Consider the following 17,831-nt stretch of genomic DNA (forward strand, 5'->3'; position numbering starts at 1 on the left):
AATTTTATAAGTATATTGACTTATGACTGTACGGTCAGTTATATTAGATTGTGTTATGACTAGTCGGTCAGAAAATGAGAGAAGGGACGAATAAAGAGTGAATAGTATTATTAATTTCGTACTCAAGAATAAGTTTGCCGTATGGTTAATGACCATCATCGTCATTATTGCTGGCTTATATTCAGGATTTAATATGAAACTCGAAACCTTGCCAAATATTAATACACCGATTGTAAGTGTTACGACGGTGTACCCTGGAGCTACGCCTGAAGATGTAGCAGAAAAGGTATCAGAACCAATTGAAAAACGTTTGAAGAATTTAAATGGAGTTAATGTTGTCAGCTCCACGTCTTATCAAAATGCTTCAGCCGTTCAGATAGAATACAAGTTTTCGAAAGATATGGACGAAGCAAAGACTGAAGTGGAAGATGCTCTCTCGGATCTCTCTTTTCCAGAAGGGGTCAATGAACCGGAAGTCTCAAGACTGAGCTTTAACGCTTTCCCGATCATTGCGCTGAGTGTTGCAAATGAAGACCAATCTTTAGCTGAATTAACCTCAACAGTTGAAGAAGCCATCGTACCACAACTTGAAGGAGTGGACGGGGTAGCATCTGTTCAAGCTTCAGGTCAACAAGTTCAAGAAGCACAAGTCGTTTTCGATCAAGAAAAGCTTGCTCAATACGGCTTAACCGAAGAAACGGTCCAAAATATGATCAAAGGGTCTGATGTGACAGCACCATTAGGGCTTTACACGTTTAAAGACAGTCAGAAATCTGTGATGGTTGATGGAAATATCACAACGATCGAAGATTTGAAAGAGATGAAGATCCCTGTGACACCTTCAGCTGGGAGTATGGAAGCGCCGCAAGGACAACAGCCTGGTGGTCAAGTTTCTCAAGGTCCACCTGTAGAAACGCCTCAGGCTCAGGAAGCACCTGCGGGGATGAAGATCCCAACCGTACAACTATCAGACATTGCTGATATCGAGCTGAAAGGGAAAGCCGAATCCATTTCCAGAACCAATGGGAAGGAATCCATCGGACTTCAAGTGGTGAAAACAGCAGATGCCAATACAGTAGACGTTGTGAATGCCGTAAAAGAAGAAGTGAAAGCTTTTGAAAAAGAGTTGGACGGGGTTGAAATCATCTCTACCTTTGACCAAGGAGAACCGATTGAAGAGTCTGTCAGCACCATGCTGAATAAAGCTTTATTCGGTGCCATATTTGCCGTCATCATCATTCTGTTATTCTTGCGGGATATTAAATCGACGTTAATCTCGGTCGTATCGATTCCATTATCGCTGTTAATCGCGATATTGCTCTTAAAACAAATGGACATTACATTGAATATCATGACCCTTGGAGCGATGACTGTAGCCATCGGACGGGTAATCGATGACTCCATTGTAGTAGTAGAAAATATCTATAGAAGAATGTCACTGAAAGGTGAACTGCTTAAAGGAAAAGAATTGATCCGGGAAGCAACAAAGGAAATGTTCGTTCCGATCGCGTCTTCCACGATTGTAACGATCGCTGTGTTCCTTCCGTTAGGATTGGTTCAAGGGATGATTGGGGAACTATTCCTTCCATTCGCCTTGACGATCGTGTTTGCCCTATTGGCTTCACTTCTTGTGGCAGTAACGATTGTACCGATGCTTGCTCACTCGATGTTTAAAAAAGGTGTCGGGAAGAAGCATGTGGAAAAGCAAAGCCGTTTAGCGATTTGGTACAAAGGCGTATTAAATTGGACGCTGAACCATAAGATCATCACGTCACTCCTGGCTGTCGCGATGCTTGTCGGAAGCTTGTTCCTGGTGCCGCTCATCGGTGTGAGCTTCCTGCCATCAGACGAAGAAAAAATGATCATGGCCACGTATAAACCGGAACCTGGTCAAACTGAAGAAGATGTAAATCAAATCGCTCAAGAAGCTGAAAAGTATTTCCAAGGACGTAAAGGGACTGAAACGATTCAGTACTCGGTTGGCGGGGAAAACCCGATGAGTCCGGGAAGCTCAAACAATGCAATATTCTATGTTCAATACAGCGATGATACAGAGAATTTCTCTGAAGAAAAAGAACAAGTCATTAAAAAACTTCAAGAAACAACAGATAAAGGGGAATGGGCTTCACAAGACTTCTCCGCAAGTGCCGGCAGCAATGAAATTGTCGTGTACGTGTACGGTGAAACCCTGAAAGAAATCGAACCTGTCGTAAACGATATTCAAGCTATGATGGAAGATAAAAAAGATTTCAAAAAAGTAGGATCAAGTATCTCTGAATCGTACGATGAGTATTCGTTCATTGCAGATCAGGAAAAATTGAGTGAGCTTGGCCTTACAGCAGGTCAAATCGCCATGGAACTTGGTCAGACACGTCAACGTCCCGTCCTCACCACCATTGAAAAGGATGGAGAAGAGGTAAATGTCTATTTAGACGTTGAGAAAGAAGAGTACGAAAGCATCAACGACTTGACGGACAAAACGATTCAATCACCACTGGGCATTGAAGTTCCGATTAAAGACGTCGTTGAAGTGCAGGAAGGTAAGACATCCGATACTGTTTCACGACGCGACGGAAAAGTATTTGCTCAAGTAAGCGGAGAATTAAAATCGGATGATGTATCAAAAGCTTCGCAAGCCATTCAAAAAGAAGTCGAAGAGCTTGATTTGCCAGCCGGTATCAACGTAGACATGGGTGGAGTAACAGAAGATATCCAGGAATCCTTCACACAACTGGGATTAGCGATGCTTGCAGCCATTGCCATTGTGTACTTGATCCTCGTGATCACATTCGGCGGAGGGCTTGCACCATTTGCCATTTTGTTCTCGCTGCCATTTACGATCATCGGGGCATTGGTTGGACTATTGATCGCAGGAGAAACAATCAGTATTTCCTCCATGATTGGTGCCCTCATGCTGATTGGTATCGTTGTAACCAACGCAATCGTCTTGATCGACCGGGTGATTCATAAAGAAAACGAAGGTCTATCCACAAGGGAAGCTTTACTGGAAGCCGGCGCCACCCGACTTCGCCCGATCCTTATGACAGCAATTGCGACAATCGGGGCACTGTTCCCATTGGCATTAGGTCTTGAAGGAAGTGGATTGATCTCGAAAGGACTTGGCGTAACCGTGATTGGCGGTCTGACAAGTTCGACACTATTAACACTTGTCGTTGTGCCGATCGTGTATGAAATCCTGATGAAAATGAAAGGGAAGATTGGTCGACGGAAGCGAAAGGCAGTAAAAGAGTAAGTTGAGGAAGGCAGTCCTGTTGCGGGGCTGCTTTTTTGTAGTTTTTTTATATGGGGTTCGGGGTATTTTTGGGGGTTTGTTCACAATTTGGCACAAGTTTGATGGAAAGTGGCACAAGTTTTGCCGAAAGTGGCACAAGTTTACCCCAAACTGGCACAACAAGCACCTGTCATACCTTCCAAAAAAGAATAATACCTGTGTTATTTACGTAGAAAAGAGGCAATTCTTGATGAAATGACAAAAAAACCACGTCATCATCACGATTACAAAAACTTTCCGGCACTTTTTAAACTTTTCTAAAAATTGTATTGATTCCATCAAAAGTCTGGACTATAATAACATTAACGAAAGCGCTTTCGATGAAGAGGAGATAACAATGGTTACAATCTATGACTTAGCAAAACGGACTGGTTTTTCCAGTACGACAGTTTCTAAAGCTCTCAATAATTACACAGATGTGAGTCAGAAAACGAAACAAAAAATCCTGGAGGCAGCAGCTGAAATGGGGTATTTACCAAATGCCCACGCCCAGTCTTTATCGACAAAAAAATCCTGGACGATCGGTGTAATGTTCGCTGAGGACAACGAGGTCGGGATGAAACATCCTTTCTTTAGCGCCCTCATTGAAAGTTTTCGAAAGCATGTAGAACGGGAAGGCTATGATTTAATCTTTGCTTCTCGGAATCTACGAAATCGGGATACTAGTTATTTAGAACATTTTATGTACCGTGCCGTGGATGGGATCGTCGTAATATGTTCAGATCCTAACGACCCGCAGGTTCAAGACATGATCAATAATCATGTGCCGATTGTCGTGATTGATATGAGCAATCAGAACTGCAGCGTCATCTATTCCGATAATATCGAAGGAGGAAGGCTTGCCGTAAACTATCTTCATTCATTGGGCCATACAAGAATCGCTCATATATCAGGGGATCCAAAGATCGATGCAGGAGCACAAAGGATTAAAGGGTTTTCTAAGGCCATGAAGGATTTAAACCTTCCGATTCATCAAGAATACCTTGTGAATGGCGGATTATTTTCCATTCAAGAAGGTAGGGCAGCAATGGAGTCCCTCCTGGAACTGGAAACCACACCTACCGCTGTTTTTGTAGCAGGTGACCATATGGCCATTGGAGCAATGGAAGCCATTAAAGAAAAGGGATTAAAAATACCGGAAGATATCTCGATCATCGGGTATGATGACATTGAAATGTCAGCCTATGTCACTCCGAAACTAACCACAGTCAGACAAGACACGGATAGAATCGGTGCTCGGGCAGGACAGTTACTAATTAAACAGATGATTCAAAAAAAGAAACTCATAACAACGGAAATCATTCCAGTAGAACTAATCATCAGAGAATCATGTACATCACCAAAAAAAGAAAAAAAGAATTAATTTTTATTTTTTAGTAATTCCGAAACCGGTTTCGGAATTTTTATAAGAAATGAATCGAAACCGCTTTCGAAACTATATTGTTGAAAAAGAACAAAGGGGGATAATGATGAAAAAGTTTTTAGCAATATTTATGACGCTTGTACTGCTGGCAGGGGTGTTGTCAGCTTGCTCCGGAGATTCCAAATCATCAGGTGATTCTAAATCAAGTAAAGATGTAGATTTGAAGATTTGGTCATTCACGGATGAATTAAAGAAACCCATTACGAAATTTGAAGAGAAAAATGGTGTGAAAGTAGAGTTGACGATTGTTCCGATTGCCGACTACCCGACAAAATTAAAGCCTGTTCTTGAAAGCGGAGTAGGGGCGCCGGATGTATTCACTGGCGAAATTGCATTCCTTAAGCAATGGGTAGATGCAGGGTATTGGGAGAACTTATCAGAGGACCCATACAATGTAGACGAAATCAAAGATAAATATGTTCCTTACGTATTTGACTTAGGTAAAGATAAAGACGGAAATGTAAGAGCTCTATCATGGCAAACGACGCCAGGGGGAGTTTTTTATAAGAGAAGTATCGCTAAAGAGGTACTTGGTACAGATGATCCAACTGAAGTAGGCAACATGCTTAACTCCATGGACAATGTATTCAAAGTAGCAGAGAAGATGAAGGAAAAAGGCTACAGCATGTTCCCTGATGAAGGGTCCATCCGCTGGTTCTCGCAAGGAGACAATCCACAACCTTGGGTGAACGACAAGAATGAGTTAAAGCTGACTGAACAGAAGATCGAGTTTATGGATTATGCTAAAAAACTCCGTGAGAACAGCTATACGGCACTTGCTCCTGAGTGGTCTCCATCGTGGTTCGAAGCAATGGATAAGCCAATCAAGGTAAAAGAAAACGGTAAAGAGAAAGAAACCCAAGTATTCTCGTATGTTCTTCCTACATGGGGTCTTCACAGCGTTCTGAAAACAAACGTGAAGGAATCTGCTGGGGACTGGGCAGTAACGAATGGACCAAGCCCATACTTCTGGGGTGGAACATGGTTAGGGGTTTACGAAAAGTCAGAGAACAAAGAGCTTGCGTATGACTTTGTAAAAATGATGACTCAAGAAGATGAGTTCCTGACAGATTGGGCAAAAGAAACAGGGGATGTTCTGTCCTACCTGCCTGTAACAAACGAAATCAAGGATGATTTCAGTGACGAATTCCTTGGCGGTCAAAATAACTATCAATTCTTCCTTGAGCAAGCGAAAGAAATCGAGCCTGGCATTGTAACAAAATACGACCAGCAGCTTGATACGTTCTATGGAAACGCTGTTCAGCAGTACGTAGACGGGAAGAAATCCAAAGAAGAAGCCATTCAAGAATTCTATAAAAAAGCACAAAACGCATATCCGGACATAAAAGTACCAAAAAATTAACACGTAAAAATCAAGGGCAAGTGGCATGGACCATGCCACTTGCCCAATCTACTAACAACTAAGGGGGGCTGGGGAATGAAGAAATTAGACCGATATGGTTATGTATTTATTGCCCCGTTTTGGATCATCTTTTTGATATTTAGTATTTATCCCGTTGCGCTTACTTTCTACTACAGCTTTACGAACTATTCAGGGAGCGGGACAGCAGAGGTTGTCGGTCTTGCAAACTATACCCGTTTACTCTCGGACAGTTATTTTGTGGAAGCATTTTTTAACACATGGAAAATATGGGGAATAAACTTTGCCCTGCAAATTGGTCTGGCCCTTGTACTCGCATTAATCTTCTCTGATATGAGAATGAAGTTGAAAGGTTTGGCATTTTTCAGATCGATCTTTTATTTACCTAATTTAATCACGATTAGTTCAGTCGCTCTGCTGTTTGGTATCTTGCTGGACTGGCAGCATGGATCATTAAATATGATTCTATTAAATATAGGTCTTATATCAGAACCGATTAATTGGCTGAACGAGCCCGCGACTGCCCAGCTTTCTGTATCCCTGATCCTAACCTGGATGTGGTTCGGCCATTCGTTCATTGTTGTCATGGCGGGTGTTTCCGGTATATCGAAAGACTATTATGAGGCTGCATTGATCGATGGAGCCAACAGGTGGCAGACGTTTACGAAAATCACGATACCTTTATTGAAACCCATCTTACTCTATATCATGATCACATCCCTGATCGGCGGCCTTCAGCTGTTTGATCTGCCGATGCTTCTGACAGACGGAATCGGTTCCCCGGATGGATCACTGAACACGATGGTTCTGTATCTGTACAATCAAGCGTTCAAGTTTAACAATTATGGATATGCATCAGCTGTCGCATATGGATTGTTTGTCATCACCCTGATCTTTTCAGCGATTGTCTTTAAAGGGATGTACGGAAATGAACGCAAACAAGCAAGGAGGGTGTAAAGCATGTTGGGAAAAACAGCCGTTGAAAAAAATGTACAGGCTCAGAAGGCAGAAAAATCAAAGCCTGAACTTCTGCCACATGAGTCCAAACTAAAGACCAGAAATACCATTGTGAAGAGCATCATTTATACCCTGCTTGTGTTGATGGCGATTGTTTGCTTCATTCCATTCCTGATGATGCTTGTGAATGCAACAAGATCAAATGAAGCAATTCTTTCAGGATTCACCTTGCTCCCAGGCAGTTCCTTAGTCGAAAACTATGCCAATATGATGGAGTACGTAAATATTTGGTCGGGTTTCAAGAATAGTCTGATCATCTCTGTCCTCACAACCGTATTATCAGGATATTTCTCAGCGTTGACTGCATATGGATTTGCATTTTACACATTCAGAGGGAAAAATTTCTTATTCGTCTTCATGCTTGTGATGATGATGGTTCCAGGACAATTGGGTCTTATCGGCTTTTATGAATTAAGTAAGAACCTTGGGATATTAGATACCTTCATCCCGCTGATCGTACCTACCATTGCAAGTCCGTTTGTTGTGTTCTTCCTAAGACAATACATCAAAACGACCCTGCATCCGAGTTTAATCGAGGCTGCCCGTATCGACGGTGCAAGTGAGTTCAAGATTTTCCATACAGTGGCGATTCCGATCATGATGCCGGCTGTTGCAACGATGTCGATTTTCACGTTCATCGGCTCATGGAATAACTACATCATGCCACTCGTGATACTGTTCTCACCTGAGAAATATACGTTGCCAGTATTAATGGGATTCTTGAAAGGATCTCAAGTGGCACAAAATTTAGGATCGATGTATTTAGGTATCGCGATTTCAGTGGTCCCTATCATGATTGCATTCCTATTTCTATCAAAATATATCGTCAACAGCATCTCAGCAGGATCGATCAAAGAATAAAGGAGAGAAAAACATATGCATTTCGATAAAACATTTACCTTTGGAACCGCAACATCATCGTATCAAATTGAAGGGGCACATCAGGAAGGGGGAAGAACACCGTCCATTTGGGATAAGTTCTGTGACATTCCAGGGAAAGTATACAAGCAGCATAATGGTGATGTCGCGTGTGATCACTATCACCGGTTTGAAGAAGACATCCAGCATATTAAACGCCTTGGAGTGGATACGTATCGTTTCTCCATTGCCTGGCCGAGGGTCTTTCCTGAAAAGGGGAAATACAATCAGGAAGGTATGGATTTTTATAAAAAGCTCGCGAGAAGACTTCAAGAAGAAGGAATCAAACCTGCTGTTACGTTGTATCATTGGGACTTACCGGTTTGGGCTCATGAAGAAGGCGGATGGGTGAATCGTGAATCCGTACAATGGTTCTTGGAATATGCAAGAGCATGCTTCACAGAACTTGATGCGGTCGTTGATTCATGGATCACCCATAATGAGCCTTGGTGTGCAGGTTTCCTAGGCTATCATCAAGGGGTCCATGCTCCTGGTCATACCAATATGGATGAAGCAGTAAAAGCGGTCCACCATATGCTGCTATCTCACGGAAAAGCGGTTGAGATGCTGAAGAAAGAATTCCAGTCCCAAACCGATATCGGTATTACACTGAACCTATCACCGGTGTATCCAAATACGGATTCCGTGAACGATGCTTTAGCTGCCAATAATGCAGATGGTTATTCGAATCGCTGGTTCCTTGACCCTGTATTCAAAGGCGAATATCCAAAAGACATGATGAATTTGTTCTCAAAATACGTCCATTCCTATGACTTTATCAAACCAGGGGATATGGAACTGATTTCAATAGATTGTGATTTCTTCGGTATTAACTATTACAGCCGGGGAATCGTCGAGTTCAGTGCTGCCCATGACTTTATGCATAAAGGGGCCTACTCTGATTATAAGAAGACAGGGATGGGCTGGGATATCGCGCCGAATGAATTCAAAGACCTCATCCGCCGCCTGAGACAGGAATATACGGATCTGCCAATCTATATCACGGAAAACGGAGCGGCGTATGACGATGTATTGGAAAATGGAAGAGTTCATGATCACGAACGTGTTAATTATTTAAATCTTCACCTTCAAGCAGTTTCTGACCTTAATGAGGAAGGCATGAACATCCAGGGTTATTATTTATGGTCACTGATGGATAATTTTGAGTGGAGCTTTGGTTATGATAAGCGGTTTGGCATCCTTTATGTCGACTTCGATACACAGGAGCGAATTTGGAAGGACAGCGCCTTCCGATACGCTGAAATCATCCGGGATCATAAAGAGAAGCATGGCCATCATACAAATGCTGAGGAAGTTGCACAATGAATGCGAAGCAAGTAAAGGTAATTTTGACAGCCAAAGAAACAGGAGATCGGTTCTCTGAAAAAGAACCGGTTTCTTTTTCTGCAGGTCAGGCTTCTACCCATATACAGCTTGATCCAGAATGTGAATATCAGGAAATGTTGGGGTTTGGCGGTGCATTCACAGAAGCGGCGGCTCACAGCCTTTCCCTCATCAGCCCTGAGAAAAGGAAAGAGATCATTCACCGCTACTTCGATCCGATAGAAGGCTTGGGCTATCGCTTAGGAAGGACACATATCAATAGCTGTGATTTCTCATTAGGGAACTATTCGTATGTGGAAGAGGGAGATACGTCGTTAGAAAGCTTTTCCATCGAACGGGAGAAGAAGCTTGTGATTCCTCTTATTCAAGAGGCGATGGAAGTGGCTGATGAAGAGCTTTCCATTGTAGCTTCACCCTGGAGTCCGCCGTCATGGATGAAGACGAACGGCGAAATGAACAATGGCGGAAAACTTTTATCAGAATATGAATCTGTTTGGGCTGATTATTATTCAAAGTATATAGAGGCGATGGAAGAAGAGGGGATCCGGATCTGGGGAGTAACGATCCAAAATGAACCCGAAGCAAAGCAGGTTTGGGATTCTTGTCTATATACGGGAGAAGAAGAGCGCGACTTCATCAAAAACCATTTAGGTCCGTCCCTGGCGGAAAATGGCCATGATGATGTGAAGGTCATCATATGGGATCATAATCGTGATGTGATTTATGAGCGTGCCCATGCTGTGTTATCTGATCCTGAAGCAGCTAAATACGTCTGGGGAACAGGTTTGCACTGGTATGTATCCGAGGAGTTTGAAAATCTCTCTAAAGTGCATCATGCTTTTCCGGACAAGCATCTGATTTTTACAGAAGGGTGCATGGAAGGCGGGGTCCAAGTAGGTTCATGGGATACCGGTGAGAGGTATGGCAGAAATATCATCGGTGACTTGAACAATTATCTTGAAGCCTGGATCGATTGGAATCTGGTATTGAATGAAGAAGGCGGACCCAATCATGTAGGGAACTATTGTGATGCGCCGGTCATCGTAGATACCACTAAAGATGAAGTTCACTATAACAGCTCTTATTACTACATCGGTCATTTTAGTAAATATATCAAAGCGGGAGCGAGACGTATTGGGTGTCATGTTTCAAATGACTCTGTATTGGCTACTTCCTTTGAAAATCCAAATGGGGAGATTGTAGTGGTTGTGATGAATGCGAATAGTGGGGATGAAGAAATTTCACTTTCCTGTGCCGAGGGATCGATGACTACTGCGCTCCCTTCTCATTCTATAGCTACATTCATTATTAGATAAAAGATTGAAAGCAGTCCTGGAGAGGGCTGCTTTTTGTTTTGAAAATAGATAGCCTAGTGGTTGTTCGGTTTGTTCACAATTTGGCACGAGTATACTTGAAAGTGGCACAACAAATCGAAAAAGTGGCACGAGTTTGCCTGAAAGTGGCACAACAAACGGCCAAACTGGCACCCCTTCACATATTACCGGGACAACCATCATAGAATAGACCATCTAAAACAAAGGCAGGGTGCAAACATATGAGTTTGTTTTTAAGGGGTACGTTGGTGCTGGTGGTGACGGCTTTTTTAGGTGAGTGTTTGGAGTTTGTGATTAATATGATTTTGGCTCGTGAGCTTGGGGAAGCAGGTCTTGGCACATATATGTCGATCCTGCCGACTGTGTTTCTGATTGTGATTTTATCAAGCATGGAGCTGCCGATCAGTCTTTCCAAGTTCTTTGCCGAACGGGAAGAAAAGTATCATCGGGGCATGCTTCATTATGCTTTTCGATTTGCGGTCATCACGACGTGCATGCTCTTAATTCTTATGGTCCTTATATATGCCTGGACTCCTTTGTTCGAGGGATACCATCCAGGGATTCGCTGGCTCATCTTGATTGTGATTCCCATTGTTGCGTTTACCTCGATTACGAGAGGGTATTTTATGGGGATCCAGCAGATGGGCAAAATTGCAGTGGCTAATTTTCTGCGTAAAGGCATTCAGCTATTTTTATTAGTTTCGATCTATAATTTTCTCTCGTTTGGTATCAACACGTCAATCTTCATAGCCCTTGGGACACTGATTGCCAGTGAAGCGGTCGTTTTTGTTTATTTAATTCATGCTTACGTTCTCGAGATTAGGGGTAAAAGAAAGAAGAGCCATTCTACATTATCAACAATTGAAATGAGAAAGTCAGTATTATCTGTATCGATACCGACGACCGTGTTGCGAATTTTCCACGCTCTCACCCATGCGGTTCAGCCATTTTTGATCAAATGGGCGCTAGTGCTTTCAGGTATGGGAGCTCTGGAAGCGAATGAGCATTTCGGGATGCTGGCTGGTATTGCCCTTACCATCGGCTTCTTCCCATCATTTATTGCCTTTTCGATGTTAATCGTGTTAATTCCGACTGTATCGGAAAAAGTATCATCAAAGGACTTTGATGGGATCCTGACCCATCTTAAGCAAGTCATGTGGATTACGTTAGGATATGGGATTCCTGCCGTATTCATATACTATTTGCTTGGGGACTATATTACAGAAACGTTCTTTCATTCTATGGCATCGGCCTATTATTTGAAGCTGCTCTGGCCGTATTTTCTGTTTCATTTCCTGGTGTTTCCACTCCAAGCCTTTTTGATCGGACTGGGATTGGTGAAAGATGCCCTCCTTCATACCATATGGTCGAGTGTATTTTCTTTTACACTGATATACTTGCTCGGATCCCGTTATGGCATGGAAGGAGTTATTCTTGGCATGAACGCGGGAGCCGTTCTGATCACCATGCTTCACTATTTTACGATCTGCAGAGAATTGGAAACGACTCTCTGGTTAAAATCGGCAATTAAAATGTAAACTATAAAAAACACAATGTGCCCTTTTGAACCTCTTTGTTTTGCACAAAGAGGGACAAATCTTTTATCCTGGAAACACGTACATACTATCTACTGTTATGATGGCTGATTTCATAACCTTCAAAGGAGAAAGCTATGATCGATTCTATTTTATTCAACATCATGTTAGTCGGAGTACTCGGGATCGCTTCCCAGTGGATCGCCTGGAGATTCAGGCTTCCTGCCATCGTCGTCATGTCGATTGTCGGATTGCTGGTGGGTCCTATATTTGGTCTCATTAATCCAAAGGATGATTTTGGTGAAGTCTTTAAACCCATTATATCCATGGCGGTTGCCATCATCCTTTTTGAAGGAAGCTTAAATCTTAATTTTCGAGAGGTAAAGGGATTAGGCAAGCCTTTATTTAGAATTGTGACCTTTGGAGCTTTACTCGCTTGGATATTAGGTTCACTCGGTGCTCACTATGTAGCCGGTTTGTCCTGGGCTGTGTCCTTTGTGATTGGTGGATTATTCATCGTAACCGGTCCAACCGTTATCCTGCCGCTGCTCAGACAGGCGAAGCTGAAACCAAGACCGGCGGCTATCCTGAAATGGGAAGGGATCGTCGTTGATCCTTTCGGTGCACTGCTTGCCGTTTTTGCTTTTGAAATTATTAATTTTCTTATAAGCGATGATGTCACGGGATTAACTTTATTACTCTTCTTTGCAGCTTCCCTATTTGCAGTGGTCTTTGGATGGGCCCTGGGGAAATTCACAGGATTTATATTTGAAAATGGACATGTGCCTGAGTTCCTGAAATCACCTGTTGTCTTTGCACTTGTACTTGCCTGCTTCACGATTTCAGATCAAATCACACATGAGACAGGACTGTTAGCGGTGACCGCCATGGGGATGACGCTTGCGAATATGCATATCTCATCCATTGACGATATGCGTCACTTCAAAGAAAATATTTCGGTTCTGCTCATTTCTACGATTTTCGTCATGCTGACAGCATCGTTAACCGTAGATACGCTATTACGAATCTTTAACTGGAACATCGTCGCGTTTGTGCTTCTTATGTTATTCATTGTCAGACCATTATCGATTTGGTTATCTACGATAGGGACGGACCTCTCTAATAAGGAGAAGTTGCTTGTTGGGTGGATTGCCCCAAGGGGAATTGTCGCACTGACGGTCTCAAGTTATTTTGCTTCAGTCCTATTAGAGAAAGGCTTTGAGGATGCGGCTATACTGACGTCCCTAACTTTTGCACTCGTTTTCTCTACAGTATGTGCACATGGCTTCTCCATTAAATGGCTGGCGAAGAAATTGGACCTTGCCATTGATGAAAGACCGGGGGTTATGATTGTGGGAGGAAGTAAATTCAGTACTGAATTTGCCAAGACCCTTCAAGACCTGAAGATTCCAGTCTTAATTTCGGATTCATCCTGGCAGCGATTGTTTTCAGTCAGAAAAGCGGGAATCCCATTCTACCGTGGTGAAATCTTATCCGAACAAACGGAATACTATCTCGATATGACGCCGTATGAATACATGATTGCGGCTACGGAGCTTGATTCATATAACGCTCTGGTTTGTACGACATTTGTTCCAGAGATTGGCCGTAATAACCTGTTCCAACTGAGTCTGCGGAGCCAGAGGGACGATGATCTTGAAGACATGGTTCATACGATTGGCGGACGGATTTTATTCCAAAACCACGTAACGTGGGAAGAACTGAACAAACGTGTTGAGCGGGGAGACGTATTCAGAAAAACGAATATTACTGAAAAGTACACCTTCGAATCTTACCTGCAGGAGCGGGATGAAAATACATTATTGATGTTTGCCCTTAAACCTACAGGAAGGATCGAGTTCTTTACTGAAGGGACTTCGCCTAAGATTGAGCAGGGAGATGTGATAGTCAGTCTCACCCAGCCGTGTAAGGAAAAGAATAAGATTCAGGAGAAGCTTACGGTTCAACGTGAAAAAGAAATCATAAAAGCTCAAAATGAAACGAATCAAGAAAGCGCCGACTAAGTCGACGCTTTCTTTTTGCAATCCTTTATTTCTTGCCACTATATTGCTCCCCTAATAACTGTTTTACCTGATTATACGTCAGCCCTGAATGCTGATTGAGTCGTTTGACTTCATCAATATCCGTTCCGGAACGAGTGACGTTCTTCTTATGCTGGTTCATACACTACACCCCCTATCACTTAATGTAAGTCATCAGAAGGGTTCCTATACAAAAAAAAGGCCCGAGGGACGGACCTTCGTGCACATTAGGATTGTCGTGTTCTTTTGTAGACCAGGTCAAAGATGAGGATGATAACGGCGAGTGCGTAGGCGGTATAGGCATAGGTTGAGTGTTCTGCCATGTTCTTTACTCCGATACCGACAAATGCCCAAACAAATACAAGTGGATAAAGCAAGTCATGCTGCCCGATGCGGAACCAGAACGCGAGTACCGTAGCGACAATCAGTCCAAGATAAGCCCACACCCATTCAGAAATGCCGAACCCATTCCAGCCAATATCCGTTAAGTAATACGTGATATTGACAATCGTGGCAATGGAAATCCATCCTAAGTAAATGGAAAAAGGGGCTCTATCCAGGAGGGACGGACCTGTGCTCTGCACCCGTCTATAAAGGGCAATGAGAGTTGATAGGAGTCCGATCATGATAAATACGGAAACGAGAAAATAATTGTAATGCCAAACGAATATCCATGCTGAATTCAATAAGCAGCTAAGGATGAAAAGTCCGCTTGTTTCCTGATAAAGAGGGAGATCTCTTCTGTCTTTAGGGAATTGTCGGATGATCCATATCGCAAGCAGCAGATAAATCAGGCTCCAAATGGAAAAGACATACCCTGCAGGAGTAATCATGATATCAAGCCTGTCACTGATTTCCCCTGTCGATTGATTATTCAAAGGCAAAGTCACAGCCAGCGTATTCATCACGATCACTAAAGCGAATGCTAACATATTCAAGATCAGTTTCATTGCGTGTAACCCCCTGTAAGTAGTGGTGTTATATACTATTCCACTCTTATCATATTAAAAACCAAATGAAGAGAGTTAGGAAAAAAGGATTAGTGAAAGATCAGGAAGGATTTAAGGGATTTATCGAGAATTAGAAATAGGATAGGGACAATGAGAAAATTTATTAGGGGGACATTATGGACCGTACAAATCATACATATTCGGATGTTTGGGATTTGGATGTTTTTTTTCAAGGAGGAAGTGAATCACCGGAATTCAGAAGGCATCTCGATACGTTAGAAAAAAAGAAAAATGACTTTGAAGAAAATGCACTCGCTTTCCATCCGCCACAATCGGCTGGTGATGCTGACCTGGTATGGAAGCTTATAGAAGAAGCAAAAGAAGTGATGCTGTATTTGCGTCAGGCAGGTGCTTTCGTGAGCTGTCTTGAAGCTCAAAATATGCATGACAGAAAAGCAGATTCTCTCCGCGGGGAAGTCACAAGCCTGAGTGCGGACTTTTCTTCTACTTTTACAAAGTTTCAGCAGCAGCTTTCGGATTGCAGAGAGGAGGTCTGGAATGAACTGCTTCAACATGATCAACTGAGTGAAATTACATTCGTCCTCAATGAGTGGAGACAAAAAGCGAAAGATAAGTTATCCAGCACAGAAGAGTCACTTATCCAGGCGTTAGCTGTCGATGGCTATCACGGCTGGGGACAGATGTATGACACGATCGTGGGGGCCATGGAGATTGAACATGATGGAAAAAAGCGATCGGTTGGTCAGGCGAATAATCTGCTCTCCAGTCCAGACGCCAATACGCGCAAAGAGGTTTTTGAAAAATTAGAGAATGCCTGGGAACAAAATGAGGAACTCTTTGCAAGGACGCTTAATCACCTGGGCGGCTTTCGCTTGAATGTTTATAAGAAGCGTGGCTGGGACGAATTGATGAAGGAGCCCCTCGAATATAATCGTATGAAGCAAGAAACGCTGGATGCCATGTGGGGAGCTATTTCAAAGCACAAACAGCCTTTCGTCCAGTACCTGGAGAGAAAAGCAAAACTAATCGGGAAAGACCGACTCGATTGGTATGACCTTGACGCACCCGTGGCAGAGTCGACGAGTACCATGTCATATGACGATGGGGCAAAATTCATTCTAAAGCAGTTCTCCCGATTCGGAGAAGAGATGGCCCAGTTTGCTGAAAAAGCATTTGAGAACCAATGGATAGAAGCGGAGGACCGATCCGGAAAACGTCCGGGTGGATTCTGCACATCCTTCCCGTTAAGTGATCAATCCCGTATCTTCATGACGTATTCAGGCTCAATGTCGAATGTCTCCACCCTTGCACACGAGTTAGGGCATGCGTTTCATTCTTATGCATTAAAACCGATGCACACATTGAATCGTAACTACGCCATGAATGTGGCGGAGACGGCATCCACTTTTGCTGAAATGATCGTGGCGGATGCTGCCGTAAAAGAAGCGGCGACGAAGGCCGAAAAGATTGCCCTGGTGGAAGATAAACTGCAGAGGAGTGTCGCGTTCTTCATGAACATCCATGCCCGTTTCTTATTTGAGACACGTTTCTATGAAGAACGTAAGAAGGGGATTGTATCTGCTGATAAACTCAACGAACTGATGGTGGACGCTCAGAAGGAAGCATTCTCAGACTCCATAGGAGAGGTTCATCCGCGCTTCTGGGCATCGAAGCTCCATTTCTATATTACAGGAGTGCCGTTCTATAACTTCCCATACACCTTTGGATACTTGTTCTCACTGAGTATTTACGCCAAAGCACTGGAATCGGATGAAAGCTATGAAGAAAATTACATGGCATTACTCCGTGACACAGCGGTCATGAATGTCGAAGAACTGGCCATGAAGCACCTCGGTGAAGACATCACCAAAGAAGCCTTCTGGGAAAAAGGGATCAAGCTATGCATAGCCGATGTGGAAGAATTTCTTGAGTTAACAGAATAATGCTGGTAGGGTCCGTTCCGTTTTGGGGACGGACCTTATTTTTGTAGTGGAACGACTGTTGTTATGGTTTATCGACCGTTCTATAAAAAGGACAAACTTCTCAACCCCTCCGTCAAACACCAACAAACGACAAACTTCGCGATCCCTCCGCCAAAACATCAAAAAAACGACAAGTCCTACCACTCCTAAGCCTCAAGTCTGATACGAAAATAAAGCTCAGGCTCGTTATGGGAAATACGGAAAATAGATAGGATAGAGACATGAAGAAGAAAGGAGGCAACAACAAATGAAAAAATTCGGATTGCTCTTAGCTGGAGGGATTGCAGCCATTGTCCTGCTTGCCAATTTGGGACCGATCGTAGGGCTCGCCATCTCTTTAGTGATCATGTATTACAGCTTTAAAGGATTTGTGAAAACAGATTCCACAATGAAGAAGATCTTATGGGCACTGATCGGTCTTGCGGCATTCAGTGCTTCGATATCCAACTTCCCGGCGATCATCGGATTGGTTGCTCTATACGTTCTGTATGTGATCTACAAGAACTGGAAAAAAGAAGAAGTCATTATAGAAGAAAAATCATCGGATCCATTCACTAATTTTGAAAGAGAATGGTCTCAATTAAAAAACTAA

General features: G+C 43.0%; 13 protein-coding genes. 11 read left to right on the plus strand and 2 right to left on the minus strand.

The window, feature by feature from the left end:
• The first annotated feature begins 97 nt into the window (after nucleotides 1-97).
• From Q1B03_RS12190 to Q1B03_RS12230, 9 genes are all read left to right on the plus strand, one after another.
• Nucleotides 98-3,253 (plus strand): efflux RND transporter permease subunit, encoded by a 3,156-nt coding sequence (locus Q1B03_RS12190; protein WP_299741484.1) that lies wholly within the window; start codon nucleotides 98-100, stop codon nucleotides 3,251-3,253.
• Nucleotides 3,254-3,629: 376 nt separating this feature from the next.
• Nucleotides 3,630-4,655 carry a LacI family DNA-binding transcriptional regulator gene (locus Q1B03_RS12195; protein ID WP_299741486.1) on the plus strand — a complete coding sequence of 342 codons (1,026 nt, stop codon included), beginning with the start codon at nucleotides 3,630-3,632 and terminating at the stop codon, nucleotides 4,653-4,655.
• Nucleotides 4,656-4,761: 106 nt separating this feature from the next.
• Nucleotides 4,762-6,078 (plus strand): ABC transporter substrate-binding protein, encoded by a 1,317-nt coding sequence (locus Q1B03_RS12200; protein WP_299742635.1) that lies wholly within the window; start codon nucleotides 4,762-4,764, stop codon nucleotides 6,076-6,078.
• Between the two features lie 75 nt (nucleotides 6,079-6,153).
• A complete protein-coding gene (locus tag Q1B03_RS12205) occupies nucleotides 6,154-7,053 on the plus strand; it encodes a carbohydrate ABC transporter permease (RefSeq protein ID WP_299741488.1) in 900 nt (299 codons plus the stop codon).
• 144 nt (nucleotides 7,054-7,197) lie between these two features.
• Nucleotides 7,198-7,974, plus strand: a complete 777-nt coding sequence (locus Q1B03_RS12210; protein ID WP_299742638.1) for a carbohydrate ABC transporter permease — start codon at nucleotides 7,198-7,200, stop codon at nucleotides 7,972-7,974.
• A 15-nt stretch (nucleotides 7,975-7,989) separates the two neighbouring features.
• Nucleotides 7,990-9,357 (plus strand): GH1 family beta-glucosidase, encoded by a 1,368-nt coding sequence (locus tag Q1B03_RS12215; protein ID WP_299741490.1) that lies wholly within the window; start codon nucleotides 7,990-7,992, stop codon nucleotides 9,355-9,357.
• Entirely contained in the window at nucleotides 9,354-10,691 is a 1,338-nt protein-coding gene (locus Q1B03_RS12220) for a glycoside hydrolase family 30 protein (RefSeq protein WP_299741492.1), read from the plus strand. Before Q1B03_RS12215 ends, Q1B03_RS12220 begins: the two co-directional genes overlap by 4 nt.
• Nucleotides 10,692-10,930: 239 nt before the next feature.
• Complete coding sequence (locus Q1B03_RS12225; protein ID WP_299741494.1) at nucleotides 10,931-12,247, plus strand: oligosaccharide flippase family protein; 1,317 nt, start codon at nucleotides 10,931-10,933, stop codon at nucleotides 12,245-12,247.
• Between the two features lie 134 nt (nucleotides 12,248-12,381).
• On the plus strand, nucleotides 12,382-14,268 hold the full coding sequence (locus Q1B03_RS12230) for a sodium:proton antiporter (protein ID WP_299741496.1): 1,887 nt from the start codon (nucleotides 12,382-12,384) through the stop codon (nucleotides 14,266-14,268).
• Between the two features lie 25 nt (nucleotides 14,269-14,293).
• On the opposite strand, the gene Q1B03_RS12235 is transcribed toward Q1B03_RS12230, so the two are convergent.
• Nucleotides 14,294-14,428 (minus strand): hypothetical protein, encoded by a 135-nt coding sequence (locus tag Q1B03_RS12235; RefSeq protein ID WP_299741498.1) that lies wholly within the window; start codon nucleotides 14,426-14,428, stop codon nucleotides 14,294-14,296.
• An 85-nt stretch (nucleotides 14,429-14,513) separates the two neighbouring features.
• Nucleotides 14,514-15,236, minus strand: a complete 723-nt coding sequence (locus tag Q1B03_RS12240; RefSeq protein WP_299741500.1) for a TspO/MBR family protein — start codon at nucleotides 15,234-15,236, stop codon at nucleotides 14,514-14,516.
• Between the two features lie 176 nt (nucleotides 15,237-15,412).
• Here Q1B03_RS12240 and Q1B03_RS12245 point away from each other — a divergent pair, with 176 nt between their 5' ends.
• Complete coding sequence (locus tag Q1B03_RS12245) at nucleotides 15,413-17,200, plus strand: M3 family oligoendopeptidase (protein ID WP_299741502.1); 1,788 nt, start codon at nucleotides 15,413-15,415, stop codon at nucleotides 17,198-17,200.
• Nucleotides 17,201-17,486: 286 nt separating this feature from the next.
• A complete protein-coding gene (locus Q1B03_RS12250) occupies nucleotides 17,487-17,831 on the plus strand; it encodes a flagellar basal body rod protein (RefSeq protein ID WP_148967341.1) in 345 nt (114 codons plus the stop codon).

This window comes from uncultured Rossellomorea sp. (genome assembly GCF_947488365.1).
In the GTDB taxonomy this organism is placed as follows: domain Bacteria; phylum Bacillota; class Bacilli; order Bacillales; family Bacillaceae_B; genus Rossellomorea.